This is a genomic window from Mycetocola saprophilus (assembly GCF_000718085.1).
Classification (GTDB): Bacteria; Actinomycetota; Actinomycetes; order Actinomycetales; family Microbacteriaceae; genus Mycetocola; species Mycetocola saprophilus.
This window is the reverse complement of sequence record NZ_JOEC01000002.1, coordinates 694,325-712,651: the sequence shown is the minus strand read 5'-3', so window position 1 is coordinate 712,651 and position 18,327 is coordinate 694,325. Positions and strand designations below refer to the sequence as shown.

The following is an 18,327-nucleotide window of genomic DNA, read 5'->3' as shown; positions in this document are numbered from 1 at the left end:
GGATGTGACTACCCAAACGCACAAAACCCCCGAGACCACATGGTCTCGGGGGCTTCGTGTTGAGGCTGAAGTTACTTCTTCTCGCCCTGGGCGGCCACGGCGGCGGCACCGGCAGCGGCGGCCTCGGGGTCGAGGTACTCGGCGGCACCGATCGGCTTGAGGTCTGCGTCCAGGCGGTACACCAGCGGGATACCGGTCGGGATGTTCAGCTCGGCGATCTCGTCATCCGAGATACCGTCGAGGTGCTTCACGAGTGCGCGCAGCGAGTTGCCGTGGGCGGTGACCAGGACGGTCTTGCCCGAAACCAGCTCGGGGGCGATGGTGCCCTCCCAGTAGGGGAGCATGCGCTCGATGACGTCCTTGAGGCACTCGGTCTCGGGGATCTCACCATCGATGTCGGCGTAGCGCGGGTCGTGGGCCTGCGAGTACTCGGCGTCCGCGGCCAGCGCGGGCGGCGGCACGTCGAAGGAACGCCGCCAGGTCTGGAACTGCTCGGGGCCGTACTCGGCGAGGGTCTGGGCCTTGTCCTTGCCCTGGAGCGCACCGTAGTGACGCTCGTTCAGACGCCAGGAGCGGGTGACCGGGATCCAGGCCAGGTCCGCCTTGTCCAGGGCAATGTTGGCGGTCTGGATGGCGCGGGTCAGCACGGAGGTGAACAGCACGTCGGGGCGCAGACCGGATTCGGTCAGCAGCTCGCCGGCGCGGGCGGCCTCGGCAACACCCTGGTCGCTCAGGCGAACATCGACCCAACCGGTGAACAGGTTCTTCTGGTTCCAGTCACTGTTACCGTGACGCAGCAGGATAAGGGTATAGGGCTCAGTCATGATCCCAGTCTATCGAGGCCCCCGTCGACACGGGGATAATTTGGCGTGCACGGATACCCGCATGCGGGTGTCGTGGAGGTTTGCCCCAATTGCCGGGGCACACCTGCGCTCCGGGCTCACAGCACCTTCCCACGCACTTCTCTTCCCTCCGGCGACCCCGGGCGCCTACTCTGATCGCACTTCCCCGCCACACCCCAAAGGAGAACATCATGACCACAGACGGATACATCTACAGCCCCCGCGTCACACACCCCGTCAGCCGAGAATGGCTCAACCGAGCGGTTCGTGAATCCACGATCGCGTCGGCAAAGATCGAGGGAAGGGTCATCCCGCCCGACTACGTTCGCCCGGCCTCGGTGACCAAGTTCCTGCGAGATCGCCACTATGACGCCTGACGATTACGACGCCTGACGATTACGACGCCAGACGATGTTTATCCCGAGATACGGTGAGACACCGCTCGACTTCGACGAGCTCGACGTGCTGAAGCCCGCCATTCGCAGCGGATTGGGTTCCGAACTCACGAAGCTCGCCGTGTTCGACGTGGAGCAGACGGTTGAATACGGCGAGGGGCAGGATCTCTTCGATCGGGCACTGACGGGTGGACTATCACTTGACCACGTTCTGACCGTCGATTTTGTGCGGACCGTTCATCACAATCTGTAAGGGGAAATCTGGTTATGGGCGGGAGTATTCCGCCACCGAGAGACGAATTTTGGAGTCGCTCCCGCCTACATTCATACCGAGCTGAGTTCGAACGAACTTGCCTCGCTCGTCACGATCACCTACGCCAATGAATAAGGGTACGTTGGCGTAACGGCGCACTATGCCCGGCGGCCGCCGATGCGGGGCAGGCGAGGGATGTCGGCGACCGAACCGGCGTCGCTCGGGACGATGATTTCCTGGGCGGCGGCCAGCCAGCCGGGTTCCTCGTTCTCGCCGACGGGACGGGCAACCTCAAGGTCGATCGAGGGATCCACGGCGCGGCGAATCAGGCCGAGGGCGATCGGACCAAACTCGTAGTGGTTGGCCACCGAGGTGACCTTGCCCACGATGCGCGGTTCACCGTCGCGGAAGGCGCGGATCTCGGCACCGGGTTCGGGCAGGAAGCCTTCCGAACCGTCCAGGTGCAGCTGGACAAATCGGCGCGGCGGGTGGCCGAGGTTGTGCACCTTGGCGATGGTTTCCTGTCCGCGGTAGCACCCCTTGTTGAGGTGCACGGCGGAACGCAGCCAGTCGGTCTCATGCGGGATCGCGTGATCGTCGACCTCGCTCAGCTCACGCGGACGCCAGGCGGCAACCCGCAGCGCCTCGGCCGCGAGAGAACCGGCGGCAGGGTGTGCGGCGGCAACCTCGGCCAGGGCCGAGCGCGGCACGAGGACCTCACGCCAGGTGAAGTCCACTCCGGGGTGGGTTTCCGGGCGCGAGTACTGCCAGCCCCCGTCCACCACGTGGGTCCACGGGTCGCGCCAGATCAGCGGTACACCGTTTGGTGCGGCGGCGGGCAGCGCTTCGAGGGCGATGCCACCGTCTCGCTCCAGCAGGCCGATCACCGCGAGGTCTTCTGTGCGGTCCAGGATTTCCACCCGGGCGCGGAAACGCATCTTGAGCAGCCAGGAAACCAGGGCCTCGGCCGAGGAAGACTCCGGCAGCAGCCACAGCGACACCCCATCATCGATCAGGCCGGCCGCATGCTCGATTCGTCCCTGCGGGCTGAGCACCAGGGTCTCCCCCGAATCTCCCACGGCCAGGGCGGTCACCAAACCCGAGGTGATCGAGTTCAGCCAGGTCAGCCGGTCCTCGCCACGCAGCTCGAGAACGGTGCGGGTGGACAGGTCCACCAGCGCCTTTCCCGCGTCGAGAGCGCGCTGCTCACGCAGCGGATTGCCGTAGTGCGCGGGCACGCCCGGATCGCCCAGCTGCGTGGAATCCGCGACATCCGCATCCGACGGCACCGCGGCCTCGGGCACAATCGCGCCGGGCAGCGAGGCAAACGGGGTCCGCGGGAGCGAGGTCACCTAGTCAACCTTCGCGAGACGTGCAGACGCGTGCGAGGTCAGTTCCTGACCCAGCGCGGCAATGTCCCACGCCCAGAGCAGGTGGTTGTCCACCAGCCCGTACATCCGCGTCGCCGCGGTGTAGTCCTTGCTTCCGGCCGCACGCAGCACCGCATCGGTTGCCAGATCGATCCGCGGGCCGAGAATCTGGCCCAGGTAGAGCTCGCTCACACCATCCGGGTGGATGATCGAGGCCTGAATGTCGAAACCACCGGCGTCGTTACGCAGGGTCTCGACGCTCTCGGCATCCGTATAGGGGGCATCGGCGCGGGCGGGCAGCATTGCCGGGCCGGCATCACCGGGAGTCAGGGGACGGTGCAGACGCCAGTAACCGGTCTCCGCCGCGAGCGGCAGAATTTCGGCCACGGTCTCCGACGGATCGGCGGCATCCGGGTCTACGGAGTCCAGATTCACGGCGTCCGCGGACTCAGCATCCGAGGTCTCAGCATCCGCGGACTCAAAATCCGAGGAACCGGCGTTCGCCGCCGAATCGGCAAAGCCGACAATACCGGGAGCCGCGGGCTCGCCACCGAGAATCCAAGCCTGCGAGCTGTAGTTCAGGTACGACTGGCCGTCGTGGCTGAAACTCACCCGCTGCCGGAATTCCCGCTCCACCCGCTCATCTCCCACGGGGTAGGACAGCACTCCGGTGCCCTCCCAGACGCCGAGAAGCCAGGACAGCGGAACGATCTCGGCCGGCAGACCGGTCGGAATTTCAATCATTCGAAAACCTAGCGCTGACCGCGGTACAGGTTATAAACCACGACGCCTGCCGTGTAGACAATCGCCAGCGATGCCAGGCAGAGCAGACCGATGAAAAACAGTTCAAGTGCGAGCATGGCTCCAGTCTATCCCGCAGCCCGCGGGGATCAACCTTCCGAGCCGATCGGTTTGCGGCATTCGCGCACACCAGACATACCCCCGATTCGCCGCTCGTCACCGCGAGCGCAGGGAACCACCCACCAAAAAACTCGCTAGGCGGCGGGCAGCAGCTTGCCGATGCCCATCAGCGCGCTCATCACGCCGAGGATCACCACGGAACCGGCGATGCTAATCGCCACCCGATCGATAAAGCCGGTCTTCCGACCGCCGCGCAGCTGAATCACAAAGGTCAGCATGGTGACCACGGCGAGCGTCACGGCCAGCCAGGAGAACGCGGTCACGCCGGGAGCGAAGATCCAAATCAGGATCGCCCCGACCAGTGCAACCACCCACACCGCAACGATGTCACGGCGGCGCGGCAGGGCAACCTGATCAAATTGGCTCATTCTGCCATTGTGCCCGATCACCCGCCCGGGCACCATTCCAAACGCCCGATCCTCAGCTTCACAGCCACGCCCCAGATCCGAGTGGTCCCGAGTTCGACGGAAGAAACAGTAGGATAGCCCTACATCTTTGGCGGAGGAACCCGTGGCACGACTCTTGATTCTGACCAGTCAGACCGACACCGAGGTGTTGCCTGCGCTCGGGCTACTGCAGCACCGGGTGCGTCAGGTACCCGCCCGCGCCGACCAGGTGATGGCCGGCGTCGAGGCCGACGTCCTGGTGGTAGACGGCCGGCGTGACCTGGCCTCCGCCCGCGCGCTGTGCAAGATCCTGCACTCCGGCTTCGCCGAGATTCCGCTGCTGCTGGTCCTCACCGAGGGTGGCCTGTCGGTGGTCACCTCCGACTGGGGTGTGGACGACCTGCTGCTGGACGGGGTGGGTCCGGCCGAGTTGGACGCCCGACTTCGACTGTGTATCGGACGCACGCCCGCGCCCGCCGTGGCCTCGCCGCTGCAAACCTCCGGCGTGACCATCGACGAATCGTCGTACTCCGCCCGCGTTCAGGGAAGACCGCTGGATCTCACTTATAAAGAATTTGAGCTCCTGCGGTTTTTTGTTGGAAACCCGGGCCGCGTATTCACCCGCGAACAGCTCCTGAGCGAGGTGTGGGGCTACGACTACTTCGGCGGCACCCGCACCGTCGACGTGCACATCCGACGCCTGCGCGCCAAGCTGGGCGACATGGAGCAGCTGATCGTGACCATCCGCAACGTTGGTTACCGCTTCAACCTCGCCGAAGAGGGTGCCGGGGAGAACGCGTGAGCCGCCAGCTCTTCACCGACCACAACACGGGGAACCACGCGTGAATCGCCGGTTCCGCACCAATCGAGACGTGGGAGAGCACGCGTGAGCCGCCAGATCCGCACCGACCGCAACGCGGGAGACATTGCCGATGCGCTTGACGCGCTGATCCGCCGCGCGCATGAGGCCGACCGGCAGCCGCCGTTCAACGATCAGTCCCGCCTCGCGCTGGCCGCCGGGAACGCCCGATTGGTTACCGTCGAAGACAACCAGGATGCCCTGCTGGGTGCCGCGGTGATCGACGGTGTGGGGTTTGAGGCCGTGATCGATCCGGGCCACCGCGGCCTCGGCCACGGCACCGCCCTGATCGGCGAGGTGCTGGCGGGAACCGCCGGTGCCGGGCTGCTGTCGGCCTGGGCTCACGGGGATCACCCGGCCGCCGCCGCCCTGGCCCGCGTCCACGAGTTTGAGCGCGCACGCGTGCTGTACCGGTTGGAGCGCGAGCTGGAGCCCGCGGCACCCGGACCGGTGACGATTGATCCGCTGATCTCCACGTTCCTCACCGAACGTGATGCCGATGACTGGGTGTCCCTGAATGCCCGGGTTTTCCGCGACCATCCCGAGCAGGGTGCGCTGCTGCGAGCGGACCTCGACGCCCGCACCGGGGAGGACTGGTTCGACCCCGAGAACTTCCTGCTGGTGCGCGACGATGCCGGTCATCTGATCGGCTATAACTGGCTCAAGGTGCTCCCCGGCGACACCGACGGGGAAATCTACGTCCTCGGGGTGGCCCCGGAAACCGCCGGACAGGGCCTCGGTAGGCGCCTGATGAATGCCGGGCTGGCGCGTTTTGCCGAGCTGGGTCTGACCACCACCAGTCTGTACGTGGACGACTCGAACCCGGGCGCGCTGGGCCTCTATCGCTCGCTGGGTTATCGGACCGACACGATCGACGTGCAGTACCACCGTCCACGGGTTTAGTTTCGTCTCGAAGTTTTCACAACGTTCACAGATTTCCCGCGCGGCGCGCTAAATAACCTGCCAAGATGGGGAAATGGCTGAAGAAAACGTGGCTCTCTATAGCGGACTCGGCGGCGACGATGATGACTTCGACGCGGTACTGGACGAATCCGATCCCTCGCTCCCCGAGGAGCGCTATCTTGACCGCGAGCTGAGCTGGCTCGCGTTCAACCAGCGTGTCCTGGAGCTGGCCGAGGACGCCTCGCTTCCGGTGCTGGAGCGAGCGAACTTCCTGGCTATTTTTGCGTCCAACCTGGACGAGTTCTTCATGGTGCGCGTCGCCGGTCTCAAGCGACGCATCCTGACCGGCCTGGCCGTGCCGACCAACGTGGGTCGCTCCCCGGCGGACGTGCTGAACGATATCTCCATTGCCGCCCATGAGCTGCAGGAGCGTCACGCCCGAGCCTGGCGCGACCTGGTGTCCCCGGATCTTGCCCGGGCGGGCATCAGCGTGGTCACCTGGGAGGATCTGGACGAGGCCGATCACGGCCGAATCGACAGCTACTTTGCCGATCAACTGTTCCCGATCCTGATGCCGCTCGCGGTGGACCCTGCCCACCCCTTCCCCTATATTTCGGGGCTCTCGATCAACCTGGCCGTGCGCATCCGCAATACCAAGACCGGTCGTCAGGAATTTGCCCGGCTCAAGGTGCCGCAGATGCTGCCGCGCTTCATCCGCGTGGACCCCACCGAGACGCTGCGTTCGGCACGATTCATCTCGCTGGAAGACGTGATCGCCAGCCACCTCGGCGACCTCTTCCCGGGCATGGAGATCCTCGAACACCACGTGTTCCGGGTCACCCGTAACGAGGACGTGGTGATCGAGGAGGACGAGTCCGAAAACCTCATCCAGGCCCTCGAACGCGAGCTGCTGCGTCGCCGCTTCGGTCCGCCGATCCGGCTCGAGGTCAGCGCCGATATGGACCAGGTCACCCTGGGCCTGCTGGTGCGCGAGCTGGATATCACCGATCAGGAGATCTACCGACTGCCGGCACCGCTGGACCTGGGCGGGCTGTTCAGCCTGGCCGGGGCCGACCGTCCGGACCTGCACTACCCCAAGCGCCTGCCCACCACGGCCGCCGCGCTGGCACCCTCGGATTCCAACAGCAAGGTCGACTTCTTCGAGGTCATCGCCCGCGGCGACGTGCTGCTGCACCACCCGTATGAGTCCTTCGCGACCAGTGTCCAGGCCTTCCTGGAACAGGCGGCCTCGGATCCGCACGTGCTGGCCATCAAGCAGACCCTGTACCGCACCTCGGGCGACTCCCCCATCGTGGAGGCCCTGATTCGCGCGGCCGAGGCCGGCAAGCAGGTGCTCGCGCTGGTCGAGGTCAAGGCGCGCTTCGACGAGCAGGCCAACATCACCTGGGCGCGCAAGCTGGAAAAGGCCGGCGTGCACGTGGTCTATGGCCTGGTGGGTCTGAAAACCCACTGCAAGCTCGCTCACGTCATCCGTGAGGAAAACGGATCGCTGGTGTCCTACAGCCACATCGGTACCGGAAACTACAACCCCAAGACCTCGCGCATCTACGAGGACTTCGGGCTGCTGACCGCCGACCCGCAGGTCGGGCGCGACCTCACCCGTCTGTTCAACGAGCTCTCCGGCTACGCGATCGAGAAGAAGTTCAAGCGCCTGCTGGTGGCACCGCTGCACCTGCGTAAGGGACTGCTGAAGCACATCGACACCGAGCGTCGCAACGCGCTTGAGGGCAAGCCCAGCGGCATCCGGATCAAGGTCAACTCGATCGTGGATGAGGCCATCATCGATGCACTGTATCGAGCGAGCCAGGCCGGCGTTCCGGTCGAGGTGTGGGTGCGCGGCATCTGCGGGCTGATGCCCGGGGTGCCCGGACTCAGCGAGAACATCCGGGTACGCTCGATCCTCGGCCGCTATCTGGAGCACTCGCGGATCTTCTCGTTTGTGAACGACGGCGATCAGCACCTCTTCATCGGTAGTGCCGACATGATGCACCGCAACCTGGATCGCCGGGTCGAGGCCCTGGTGCGCCTGGTGGATCCCGGTCACATCGCCGAGATCACCGAACTGTTTGACCTGGCCATGGACGACCAGACCGGGGCCTGGGATCTCCAGGCCGATGGTGAGTGGATCCGTCATGCGTTCGACGACACGGGTGCGCCGCTGGATGATCTGCAGGATAAGCTGTTGCAGCAGATTACCCATCGTCGACGTCCGAGGAACCGTAGGTGAACAAAGCCGTATATGCCGCCGGAGCCCTGTGCTGGCGCCTGATCGAGGGCAAGGTCCATGTCCTCGTCATCCACCGCACCGCCTATGGGGATGTCACCATCCCCAAGGGCAAGGTAGATCCCGGCGAAACCCTTCCGCAGACGGCCGTTCGTGAGATCGGCGAGGAAACCGGCCTGTCGGTCAACCTCGGCGTGCCGCTCGGGATGAGCCGCTACCTGCTGCCCTCGGGCAAAACCAAGGTGGTGCACTACTGGGCGGCGTTTGTCAGCGATGAGGCGATCCGCACCTCGCAGTTCCGTCCGAACCGCGAGGTGGCCGCCATCGAATGGGTCACCCCGAAGAAGGCGCGCACCTATCTCACCTACGGACACGATGTCGAAATCGTGGATGTGTTTGACAAGCTCGTGGCCGAGGGTGTGACCCACACCTTCTCGATTACGGTGCTTCGCCATGCCAAGGCGGCCTCGGCTTCGGCCGGGGACGGCACCGATGCCGGGCGTCCGCTGACCCCGCGCGGGCTCGACCAGGCCCAGGCGGTGGTTCCGATGATCGCCGCGTTTGGACCGCGAAAGATCGTCACCAGCGATGCCGTGCGGTGCGTCACCACGGTTGCCCCGCTGGCCGCCTCCACCGGGATCACCCCGAAGCGCAGCGCCAAGATCAGCCAGGATGCGTTCGAGGAGGACCGCGCGGACCCGCGCGCCATCATCGGCAAGCGGGTCAGCGCCGGCAAGAACGCGGTGATCTGTTCACACCTGCCCCTGGTTCCCGAGCTGCTGCGGGAGATCGCGTTGGCCACCGGTAGCGTGACCGGCAGCTATATTCGCTCGGCCGCGGACCTCGCCCCGGGCGACTTCTCGGTGGTCCACCTCTCGGCCACCAACCCGAGTTCGGGCATCATCTCAATCGAGACCCACCCCAATCCGGTCTAATCTTCACCAAGCTCATAGCCCGCGTCATCTCAATGACGCGGGCTATGTCGTGCGTCCAGGATGTACCGGCAACGGCCGGATTCCTACCGTTGGGTAAACGCTCGGCAAGATCGGGAAATTGGCCGCCGCGCAATCACGCGGTGCGGCACCAACCGTTCACCCGAGTTAACCTCCCGTTCACCAACGCGCGGCATGCTTGTCACTATCGCGGCATAGCCTCGGCGGTGAGCCGACAGCAGGCTCGCCCCGAATCCACTATGAATGGAAGTACCCGTGAAGTTTTCTTCGGTAGCGCGCGTCTCGGTTGTCGCCGCGATCACCGCCCTCGCCCTCACCTCGTGTGCAGCGAACGAGGGCTCGCCCTCGGCATCCGGGTCGGCCTCCGACTCCCCCGCGGCCAGCAACCTCTCCGGTGAGCTCGTCGGCGTTGGCGCATCGAGCCAGGGCACCGCACAGACCACCTGGGGTGCCGGTTTCCAGACCGCCAACGAGAAGGTCACCGTGAACTACGACCCGTCCGGTTCGGGTGCTGGTCGTAAGTCCTTCATCGCCGGTGGCGCCGCCTTCGCCGGTAGCGACTCGGCCCTCTCGGACGAGGAGCTCGCCGGTTCCTTCGGTACCTGCAAGGCAGACACCAAGGCCATCGACATCCCCGTGTACATCTCCCCGATCGCCGTGATCTTCAACGTTGACGGAGTCAAGGACCTGAACCTGGACGCCGCCACCCTGGCCGGCATCTTCTCGGGCAAGATCACCCAGTGGAACGCCCCCGAGATCGTCGCCCTGAACAAGGACGCCAAGCTCCCCGACGCCAAGATCAACGCCGTGCACCGCTCGGACGCTTCGGGTACCACCAAGAACTTCGCCGACTACCTGAACCAGAACGCACCCGACGTGTGGACCGAGAAGCCGGCCGACGACTTCCCGTACACCGGTGGCGAGGGTGCACAGGGCACCTCGGGTGTGGTTGACGCCGTCACCAACGGCACCAACATGATCGGTTATGCAGACGCCTCGCGCGCCGGCAAGCTGGGCGTTGTCAAGGTCAAGGTTGGCGACAAGTTCGTCGGTTACTCGGCCGATGCCGCAGCCGCCGTGGTTGCCGAATCGCCGCTGGTTGAGGGCCGTGGAGCCAACGACCTGGCCATCAAGCTGGACCGCAAGACCACCGATGCAAGCCACTACCCGATCGTCCTGGTCTCCTACGCCATCGCCTGCGAGACCTACAAGGACCCGGCTCAGGGCACCCTGACCAAGGCCTACCTCGAGTACATCACCTCCGAGGCCGGCCAGAAGGCCGCCGCCGAGAAGGCCGGAAACGCGCCGCTGTCGGCCGACCTCTCCAAGAAGGTTGCTACCGCCGTCGGAAGCATCAAGTAACACCCCACATCACACTCGTCGTGGCCCGGCCTTTTGGCCGGGCCACGACGGCGAGACAAGGAGCCGAGGGCACCGTCGACTATGACCACTCAAACCGAACGGCCTAAACCCGTCATCCGTCTGGGTGACCGCGTTTTCGCCCGGAGTACCCTGATCGCTGGAAGCCTCATCCTCGTGGCCCTGGCCGCGGTGGCCATCTTCCTGATCGTTGAAGCAATCCCCGCCCTCGGCGCCGACACCACCGAGCTCAAGGGCTCCCCCTCAAACTTCTGGACCTACGTTGGTCCGCTCGCCTTCGGTACGGTCTGGGCCGCGTTCCTCGCCCTGTTGATCGCCGTGCCGCTGGCCGTGGGAATCGCACTGTTCATCTCCCACTACGCACCGCGCCGCCTGGCTCAGGGCCTCGCCTACGTGATCGACCTGCTGGCCGCCGTTCCCTCGGTGGTCTTTGGTCTCTGGGGCATCAAGGTTCTGGCCCCGGCCGTGCAGCCGGTCTACGCCTGGCTGACCGACAACCTCGGTTGGATCCCGATCTTCTCCGGCCCGGTTTCGGGTACCGGACGCACCATCCTCACCGTCGCGATTGTGCTCGCCGTGATGATCCTGCCGATCATCACGGCGATGGCCCGCGAGGTGTTCCTCCAGACTCCGAAGCTGCACGAGGAGGCCGCCCTGGCCCTCGGTGCCACCCGCTGGGAAATGGTCAAGATGGCCGTGCTGCCCTTCGGCCGCTCGGGCCTCGTCTCCGCCTCGATCCTCGGCCTCGGCCGCGCGCTGGGTGAAACCATGGCCGTCGCCATGGTCCTCTCGCCCAGCACCGTGATCTCGTTTGTGCTGCTGCAGTCCGAGAACCCCAACACGATCGCCTCGAACATCGCGCTGAACTTCCCCGAGGCCCACGGCACCGGCGTCAACGTCCTGATCGCAACCGGCCTGATCCTGTTCGTGATCACCTTCGCGGTGAACTTCATTGCTCGAGCCATCGTCGCGCGTCGTAAAGAATTCTCGGGAGCCAACTAATGTCCACCGTCGCCCCGATTGCTAACGCCCTCACCGCGGGCAAGCTCCCGCGCTACACGCCGGCCTGGGTCCTGCTGGGATCCGCGATCATCATCACCGGCATTGCCCTGCTGATGGGCAACCCCTCGATCCCCGGCATCGTGGTGGTCACCGCGGTCCTGTTTGTGGTCCTGGTGTACCTTCTCTCGCTGGTTGTCGAGGGCTCGCGGAAGGCCAAGGACCGCCTGATGACCTCGCTGGTCACCCTGGCCTTCCTGCTCGCGCTGGTGCCGCTGATCTCGGTGGCCGCCACCACGATCGGCCTGGGCCTCGCCCGCTTCGACCTGGAGTTCTTCACCACCTCGATGCGGAACGTCACCGACGCCGGCGGTGGAGCGCTGCACGCGATCGTGGGAACCCTGCTGATCACCCTGGCCACCGCGATCATCTCGATCCCGATCGGTATCCTCACCGCCATCTACCTGGTCGAGTACGGCCGCGGCAAGCTGGCCAAGTGGATCACCTTCATGGTCGACATCATGATCGGTATCCCCTCGATCGTGGCCGGTCTGTTCGCCTACGCCCTGTTCGCACTGATCTTCGGTCCCGGTATCCGCCTGGGTATCGCCGGATCCATCGCGCTGTCGCTGCTGATGATCCCTGTGGTGGTGCGCTCGACCGAGGAAATGCTCAAGCTGGTTCCCAACGAGCTGCGAGAAGCCTCCCTGGCCCTGGGTGTTCCCAAGTACCTGACGATCATCAAGGTGGTCCTGCCCACCTCGCTCGCCGGTATCGTGACCGGTTCGCTGCTCGCGGTCGCCCGCGTGATCGGTGAGACCGCGCCGCTGCTGATCGTGGCCGGCTTCACCCAGTCGATGAACTACAACCTCTTCAGCGACCGGATGATGTCCCTCCCGCTGTTTGTGTACTCCTCGTACTCGCAGCAGGGCGCCGACCCGCAGCAGTTCCTCGACCGTGCCTGGACCGGCGCGCTCACCCTGATCCTGATCGTGATGGCCCTGAACCTCCTCGGTCGCCTGATCGCCCGCATCTTCTCCCCGAAGCTCTCCCGATAGAAACCCGAAGGAATAGTCCGTGTCTAAGCGCATCGAGGTCCGCGACCTCAACGTCTACTACTCCAAGTTCCGTGCCGTGGAGGGTGTCTCCCTGACCATTGAGCCGCGCAGCATCACCGCGTTCATCGGTCCGTCCGGTTGTGGCAAGTCCACCTTCCTGCGCACGCTGAACCGCATGCACGAGGTCATCCCCGGCGCCCGCGTCGAGGGTGAGGTGCTGATCGACGGTGACGACCTGTACGGTCCCGGCGTCGACCCGGTGCTCGTGCGCCGTCAGGTGGGTATGGTGTTCCAGCGCCCGAACCCGTTCCCGACCATGTCGATCAAGGAGAACGTGCTCGCCGGTGTGAAGCTCAACAACCGCCGCATCTCCAAGTCTGACGCCGACGACCTGGTGGAGAAGTCGCTGCGCGGTGCCAACCTCTGGAACGAGGTCAAGGACCGTCTCGACCGTCCCGGCTCGGGCCTGTCCGGTGGACAGCAGCAGCGTCTGTGCATCGCCCGCGCGATCGCGGTCTCCCCGGACATTCTGCTGATGGATGAGCCGTGTTCCGCACTGGACCCGATCTCGACCCTGGCGATCGAGGACCTGATGGAGGAGCTGAAGAAGGAGTACACGATCGTGATCGTGACCCACAACATGCAGCAGGCCTCCCGCGTCTCGGACAAGACCGCGTTCTTCAACATCGCCGGCACCGGCCAGCCCGGAAAGCTGATCGAGTACGACGACACCAACACGATCTTCACTCAGCCCAACGTCCAGGCCACCGAGGACTACGTTTCGGGTCGCTTCGGATAACCACGCACCCAGACCGCCAGGTCCAGGCATCCAGGCCACCGAGGACTACGTTTCGGGTCGCTTCGGATAACCACGCACCACCATATGGCCATTACGGAATGCGCCGATTTCCCTCGGGGAGATCGGCGCATTTTGTCGTCTCAGCGCCCCCTCTCCGGGGGTCATAAAAGCACTCATTATCTGGGATTTCGGACCGTGTATTCGACTGTGGGAACATAACGAGCATTCGTGGCTCAAACGTTATGAAAAATCCGTAGTTTTCGTCCTGAAGTGCCCCAGGCTGCACGTATCTTTGAAATCAATCAATCACTTCTATTCCATGGGGGAATAATGGCAAAAATCTCGGGTCGCTGGGCTACCGCGGCCTCCGTCCTGTCTATCGGCGCACTGCTCGGTGTGGCCACCACCCTTCCGGCCTCCGCCGCACCGATTCCGGTGCCGTCGGTGAGTGCCACGGCGGAGGATGACGCCACCACCCCCACGGTGGATCCGAGCACCACGCCCACCGATCAGACTCAGCCCAGCGAGGGTTCCGAGACGGAAACCGGCACCTCCACGCCGAGCCCCGAGGTTTCCACCACACCCACCACTCCCGCGGCCCCCGAAGAGCCCGCCGAGCCCAGCAACGTCGCGGTTCCGACCGAGGACGAGGCCGTCGCCGAAGACGAGGGCGAGGAAGAGGGCACCGAGCCGCAGCACGAGTATGAGGAGGGACCCTGGGGCGACTACGGCCTGACAGTCGTCCCGAACTGGTTCTTCAACGACACCAACGGTAACGGTCTGCTGGATGTGGGCGAGACCTACGGCGTCACGTTCCAGGTCACCAACATCACCGACCTGGATCTGACCAACCTCACCCTCAACCCGGTGCACCCCAGCTACCCGTGGGACACCCCCGGCCCCAGCGTGGCCGCCGGTGAAACCGTCGAGATTACTCGAACCGATATACTCAGCCAGTACTACTTCGATTACAGCGGCCACTCGGGCGAATCGTTCAACAACATCATCGAGACCTGGATTGTGCGCGGGATCAGCGCGAACAACAAGGGGGTCCTCAGCGCAGCCGAGACCCACCGGTTCCCGGTGCCCGAACTTGCCCCGTCACTGGCCACGAACGCCGTGGTCACCTCGAAGGCAACTCCCAAGCGCGTGGGCGACGTCATCACCTACTCGGTAGCAGCGAAGAACGCCGGAAACACCACCTTGGCGACTCCGGTTCTTGCCTCGCCCGCACAGACAACCGCAGGCACCGGTTTCCGAAACTTCAACCCCGACGTCGAACGTGGCATCCTTCCGCAAGCCACTGAGACCCTCACCGGTAGCTACGTGGTTACCAAGGCTGATGTCGCCCGCGGCGTGGTAAACATCTCGCTCAACGCCACCTCGCAGAGCCACTCTCAGAACTGGGTGCTGTCCCCGGCCCAGACCCTGACGGTCAAGCTGGACCCGGCCGGCGGACTGGCCGAGACCGGTTCGGACCTGTCCTCGGTGGTGCCCGGTATCGCCATCCTGGTCCTCGCCGCCGGCGTTGGCCTGCTCGGACTGCAGCGCCGTCGTTCCTCGGCAGACGCCCTCTAGTCTCTACCAGTAAAACAGCACCGCCCCCGAATCTGATTCGGGGGCGGTGCTGTTTGTCCGCGGTGCCGTCTATCCGTCAGCTGGTCGCGTTAAAAGTAGGTGCCGGGCCGCAGAAACGCCTCTCGGCGGAAGGCCGCTCGCGGCGGCAAAAATTGGAGCCCGGGGTTTTGCGGCCCGGCTATGCCAGTGTACCAAAGTCCGCGGGACTGTGCCCCGCTCGGGGGAGGATTTCACTCAGAAATCCGCGAGTTGTGGCGTGTCTTCGCGCTGCGCGAACAGGCACAAACGCGGATCGAGGCCGCCTCCGGGCGGCAGAAGCCAGCGGGGTTTTGCGCGAGGCGGCGCCGGGCTCGCTTCGCCCGCAACCGCATCCGAGGGCTAGTCCAGCGACTCGCTCCGCCACAGTTTGGAACACGCGGCCAACTCATCACCCAGCGTGCTGTAGCGCAGCGCCCGCCGGGTCAGCCCCTCGGCGCGTTCGGGATGGATCGGATCGGCATCGTTGGCCAGCGAGACACACCCGGCGGCGTTGATCCGGCAGTACGCCGCCGCCCGATCCAGCGCGATGGCAAAGTCTCCGTCAAAAACCCCGCGCAGAATCTCATCGGCCAGGGTCGTGATCTCCTCCACGTTGGTGGGCACGGCGGCACCGGCGATCACCGGATCGATCGTAGGGATGACCTCGGACCCGCGACGGAAGATGAGGCTCGAAGTGTGCGGATCCTGACGGATCAGCGCGCGCAGCAGGTAGATGCGCCAGAGCGCACCGGGAAGACTGCGCGCGGGCGCGGTGGCCCACAACTCGGCGAGGGTTTCGATCCCATGATTGTCGGTGTAGGCGACCAGACGGTCGAGAATGTCGGCGTCGGGATTCGCACGCACACGCGAAAGCAGCGCGTGAGCGGTCTCGTGGGAGATCCGGCTGGTTTCGGCCGGATCGCTTCCCCCGACGAACGTGCTGAACAGGTGTCCGGGGAACAGGGTGGGTTTGCGGAACTCGTTGACGGCTGGATCCTTTCACCGGGAGTGGACGCATAAAGTCGGTCTCCAGCGTACTCCGCGATCCCGGCGGGTGGTGGCGGCGAACACCCGGTTTGATCCGATAGACTGATGATGTTCGCTCGTTGTATTCTTCGAGCGTTCTCCCCTCGCACCGCACCACACTCGTGGATTCTGTGCGGGGTTGGGCCTGTAGCTCAGTTGGCAGAGCATCGGACTTTTAATCCGCGGGTCGAGGGTTCGAGCCCCTCCGGGCCCACCACCATCCCCGCCGATTATGGCGGATTTCTGCGTTTACTAGCCCGCGTTCTCGGGCTCATGGGGCCGGTGTGAGGCGCCGTTACGCTCACGCAGGATTCCTCCGATGAAGTCCTCCAGCACCGCGAGGGATGCCGTCACCGTGGCCTCAAGAATCGCGCGTCCCTTCCCGGCGGTCGCGTCGGTCGGGTCCCCAAAGACGCCCGACGGCGAGAACCGGTGCAGCTGCATCGGGGCCGTGCCAAAGTCCGAGGGAAACTCCGGATAGCAGGAGACCGCCCGCTCCATCAGAACAGCATCGGGTGCCAGTTCCAGCATCAGGGAGGTTTCCACCTCCTCGGCATGCGCCAGGCCGGGGGCGGCGGCGCGGCTCGTACGAACCTCGGAGATCGCCGCGTCCATGCCCGGATAGTCCAGGGTGATCGTCGGGAAGCCCGAGGCGATGAGCGAGCGGGTCGCCGTATACAGCGGGTTTCGGTTTCCCCAGTCGCCGTTTACGATGACGAGCCCGCCGGCCCCGGAAGCCGCCAGGGCCTCTCCGAGATCCACGGCAATGGCGGTCACCGTGGCCGAGGAGAGCGAGAGGGTTCCCGGATACCCGGCGTTATTCCAGGTATCCCCATAGTTGATCGGCGGCAGCAGGGTCGCGTCCAGCCGGTCGGCAAGCGCGGCGGCCACCGCCTGCGCGGTGATCGTATCGGTTCCGAGCGGCAGGTGCGGCCCGTGCTGTTCACACGCACCAAACGGGAGGATCGCCAGGCCATGCGAACGGGCGAAGGCCGCGGCCACGTCGGTCCAGGGAGAAAGATATGCATCCATATTTATGGATCGTACATCGCTCTCGCCATTCCCCGGGACGGGTCGACGCGACGAAAACCCAGCCACAATCGCTGCCCCCCGAGCGAGGGACGTTCCCGATTGTGCCCGTGATCAGAGCGGTAATTTTTGAGGCGGAAAACGGTAACACGCCCGAAACAATCGGGTGGTTTGCTGAGCACACTGTCGCACTCGCGCTGCCTTCCCCCACCCTGCCCGATATCGATTGTTTTGGGCGAATAAGTAAATCATGGAGATACCCGTGCCTCGACCCTCGCTCCGTCGCCTCCTACTCATCGGTGGTGTTGCCCTCTCGGCAACCGTCCTCCTCGCCGGTTGCTCGGGAAAAACCGCCTCGGCGGGAACCACCGCCAAGAGTGACGCCCCCACCATCGCCCTGATGTACGGCACCACCGGTGACTTCTCGATCATGGATGGTGCCTTCAACGGCTACACCAAGGCCCAAAAGGAACTCGGGTTCAAGGAACTCAAGCTCGCGAGCCCCAACACGGACGACTATCAGGACCGGATCAACCTGGCCATCTCGCAGAACGCCGATCTGGCGATCGGCATCGGCTTCCAGTTCGCCCAGCCGATGACCTCAACCGCCAAGCGCGGCCACACCAAGTTTGTGGACATCGACACGGATAAGGACACCACCATCACCGATGGCACCGCCGTCTCCTTCGCCGCCAACGAGTCGTCCTACCTGGTTGGTGTCGCGGCCGCGCTGACCTCGAAGTCGAAGCACATCGGTTTTGTGGGTGGCGTTGACCAGCCCTCGATTCAGGACTTCTTTGTGGGATTTGAGGCCGGTGCAAAGTCGGTGGATAACTCGATCCAGGTGGACTCTACCTACCTCTCCCCCCTCGGCGACTTCACCGGTTTCTCCAACCCCACCAAGGGCAAGGAGGCCGCGGCCTCGATGTACTCCGGCGGTGCCGATGTGATCTACGCGGCCGCCGGCGGCTCCGGTCAGGGCGTGTACGAGCAGGCCAAGTCCTCCAGCACCCCCGACAAGAAGGTCTGGGCGATTGGCGTGGACGGTGATGTGTACCAGCAGGTAGACAAGGATATTAAGCCCTACATCCTAACCTCGGCTACCAAGAACGTGGACGTCGCGGTGGCGGACGTCATCAAGGATTTCGAAAAGGGCGACCTCAAGCCCGGCCAGAAGCGCTATGACGTGAAGTCTGGCGGAGTCGGCTACTCGACCAGCGGCGGCAACCTGGATGCCATCTCCACGCAGATGGAGGCCGCAAAGAAGCAGATCGTCGACGGTGTGATCACCGTTCCGACCGCACTGAAGTAGT

18 protein-coding genes and 1 tRNA gene are annotated in these 18,327 nt (G+C 64.7%); 13 read left to right on the top strand and 6 right to left on the bottom strand.

Annotation, left to right across the window (positions count from 1 at the left end):
* Window positions 1–71 precede the first annotated feature (71 nt).
* On the bottom strand, window positions 72–824 hold the full coding sequence (locus tag IE92_RS0109090) for a phosphoglyceromutase (RefSeq protein WP_030148185.1): 753 nt from the start codon (window positions 822–824) through the stop codon (window positions 72–74).
* Window positions 825–1,033: 209 nt separating this feature from the next.
* Here IE92_RS0109090 and IE92_RS0109085 point away from each other — a divergent pair, with 209 nt between their 5' ends.
* Together IE92_RS0109085 and IE92_RS16650 are read left to right on the top strand one after the other, a co-directional pair.
* Window positions 1,034–1,219: a hypothetical protein gene (locus tag IE92_RS0109085; RefSeq protein ID WP_030148184.1), complete on the top strand. Its 186-nt coding sequence runs from the start codon at window positions 1,034–1,036 to the stop codon at window positions 1,217–1,219.
* Window positions 1,220–1,253: 34 nt separating this feature from the next.
* The gene (locus IE92_RS16650; RefSeq protein WP_043321579.1) at window positions 1,254–1,490 is read left to right on the top strand and encodes a hypothetical protein; all 237 of its coding nucleotides are present in this window, start codon (window positions 1,254–1,256) and stop codon (window positions 1,488–1,490) included.
* Window positions 1,491–1,648: 158 nt separating this feature from the next.
* On the opposite strand, the gene ygfZ is transcribed toward IE92_RS16650, so the two are convergent.
* The 3 genes from ygfZ to IE92_RS0109060 form a co-directional block, all read right to left on the bottom strand.
* A complete protein-coding gene (gene ygfZ / locus IE92_RS0109075; protein WP_081863924.1) occupies window positions 1,649–2,842 on the bottom strand; it encodes a CAF17-like 4Fe-4S cluster assembly/insertion protein YgfZ in 1,194 nt (397 codons plus the stop codon).
* Window positions 2,843–3,604, bottom strand: coding sequence for a nitrobindin family protein (locus IE92_RS0109070; RefSeq protein ID WP_030148182.1), 762 nt, complete (start codon window positions 3,602–3,604; stop codon window positions 2,843–2,845).
* Between the two features lie 251 nt (window positions 3,605–3,855).
* A complete protein-coding gene (locus tag IE92_RS0109060) occupies window positions 3,856–4,149 on the bottom strand; it encodes a hypothetical protein (RefSeq protein WP_030148180.1) in 294 nt (97 codons plus the stop codon).
* Between the two features lie 142 nt (window positions 4,150–4,291).
* On the opposite strand from IE92_RS0109060, the gene IE92_RS0109055 reads away from it, so the two are divergent.
* From IE92_RS0109055 to IE92_RS0109015, 9 genes are all read left to right on the top strand, one after another.
* Window positions 4,292–4,969: a winged helix-turn-helix transcriptional regulator gene (locus IE92_RS0109055; RefSeq protein ID WP_030148179.1), complete on the top strand. Its 678-nt coding sequence runs from the start codon at window positions 4,292–4,294 to the stop codon at window positions 4,967–4,969.
* Between the two features lie 84 nt (window positions 4,970–5,053).
* A complete protein-coding gene (mshD, locus tag IE92_RS0109050) occupies window positions 5,054–5,929 on the top strand; it encodes a mycothiol synthase (protein ID WP_043321581.1) in 876 nt (291 codons plus the stop codon).
* 73 nt (window positions 5,930–6,002) lie between these two features.
* Window positions 6,003–8,177, top strand: a complete 2,175-nt coding sequence (locus tag IE92_RS0109045) for an RNA degradosome polyphosphate kinase (RefSeq protein ID WP_030148177.1) — start codon at window positions 6,003–6,005, stop codon at window positions 8,175–8,177.
* Entirely contained in the window at window positions 8,174–9,109 is a 936-nt protein-coding gene (locus IE92_RS0109040) for an NUDIX hydrolase (protein WP_030148176.1), read from the top strand. The genes IE92_RS0109045 and IE92_RS0109040 overlap by 4 nt, the downstream gene beginning before the upstream one ends.
* A 273-nt stretch (window positions 9,110–9,382) precedes the next feature.
* Complete coding sequence (locus IE92_RS0109035; protein WP_030148175.1) at window positions 9,383–10,489, top strand: phosphate ABC transporter substrate-binding protein PstS; 1,107 nt, start codon at window positions 9,383–9,385, stop codon at window positions 10,487–10,489.
* Between the two features lie 81 nt (window positions 10,490–10,570).
* The gene (pstC, locus tag IE92_RS0109030; protein ID WP_030148174.1) at window positions 10,571–11,509 is read left to right on the top strand and encodes a phosphate ABC transporter permease subunit PstC; all 939 of its coding nucleotides are present in this window, start codon (window positions 10,571–10,573) and stop codon (window positions 11,507–11,509) included.
* Window positions 11,509–12,564, top strand: coding sequence for a phosphate ABC transporter permease PstA (gene pstA / locus IE92_RS0109025; protein WP_030148173.1), 1,056 nt, complete (start codon window positions 11,509–11,511; stop codon window positions 12,562–12,564). Before pstC ends, pstA begins: the two co-directional genes overlap by 1 nt.
* A gap of 19 nt (window positions 12,565–12,583) precedes the next feature.
* Entirely contained in the window at window positions 12,584–13,363 is a 780-nt protein-coding gene (gene pstB / locus IE92_RS0109020; protein WP_030148172.1) for a phosphate ABC transporter ATP-binding protein PstB, read from the top strand.
* 330 nt (window positions 13,364–13,693) lie between these two features.
* A complete protein-coding gene (locus IE92_RS0109015; RefSeq protein ID WP_030148171.1) occupies window positions 13,694–14,941 on the top strand; it encodes a DUF7507 domain-containing protein in 1,248 nt (415 codons plus the stop codon).
* Between the two features lie 378 nt (window positions 14,942–15,319).
* Here the strand turns inward: IE92_RS0109015 and IE92_RS0109010 are convergent, their stop codons facing one another.
* Window positions 15,320–15,823 (bottom strand): DNA-directed RNA polymerase subunit beta, encoded by a 504-nt coding sequence (locus IE92_RS0109010; RefSeq protein WP_245601250.1) that lies wholly within the window; start codon window positions 15,821–15,823, stop codon window positions 15,320–15,322.
* A 303-nt stretch (window positions 15,824–16,126) separates the two neighbouring features.
* Here IE92_RS0109010 and IE92_RS0109005 point away from each other — a divergent pair.
* Window positions 16,127–16,202: transfer RNA gene (locus IE92_RS0109005), tRNA-Lys, on the top strand.
* Window positions 16,203–16,237: 35 nt separating this feature from the next.
* Here the strand turns inward: IE92_RS0109005 and IE92_RS0109000 are convergent.
* Window positions 16,238–17,017, bottom strand: coding sequence for a creatininase family protein (locus tag IE92_RS0109000; RefSeq protein WP_051701653.1), 780 nt, complete (start codon window positions 17,015–17,017; stop codon window positions 16,238–16,240).
* Window positions 17,018–17,276: 259 nt separating this feature from the next.
* On the opposite strand from IE92_RS0109000, the gene IE92_RS0108995 reads away from it, so the two are divergent.
* Window positions 17,277–18,326, top strand: a complete 1,050-nt coding sequence (locus IE92_RS0108995) for a BMP family lipoprotein (RefSeq protein ID WP_051701654.1) — start codon at window positions 17,277–17,279, stop codon at window positions 18,324–18,326.
* The last annotated feature ends 1 nt before the right edge of the window (window position 18,327 follow it).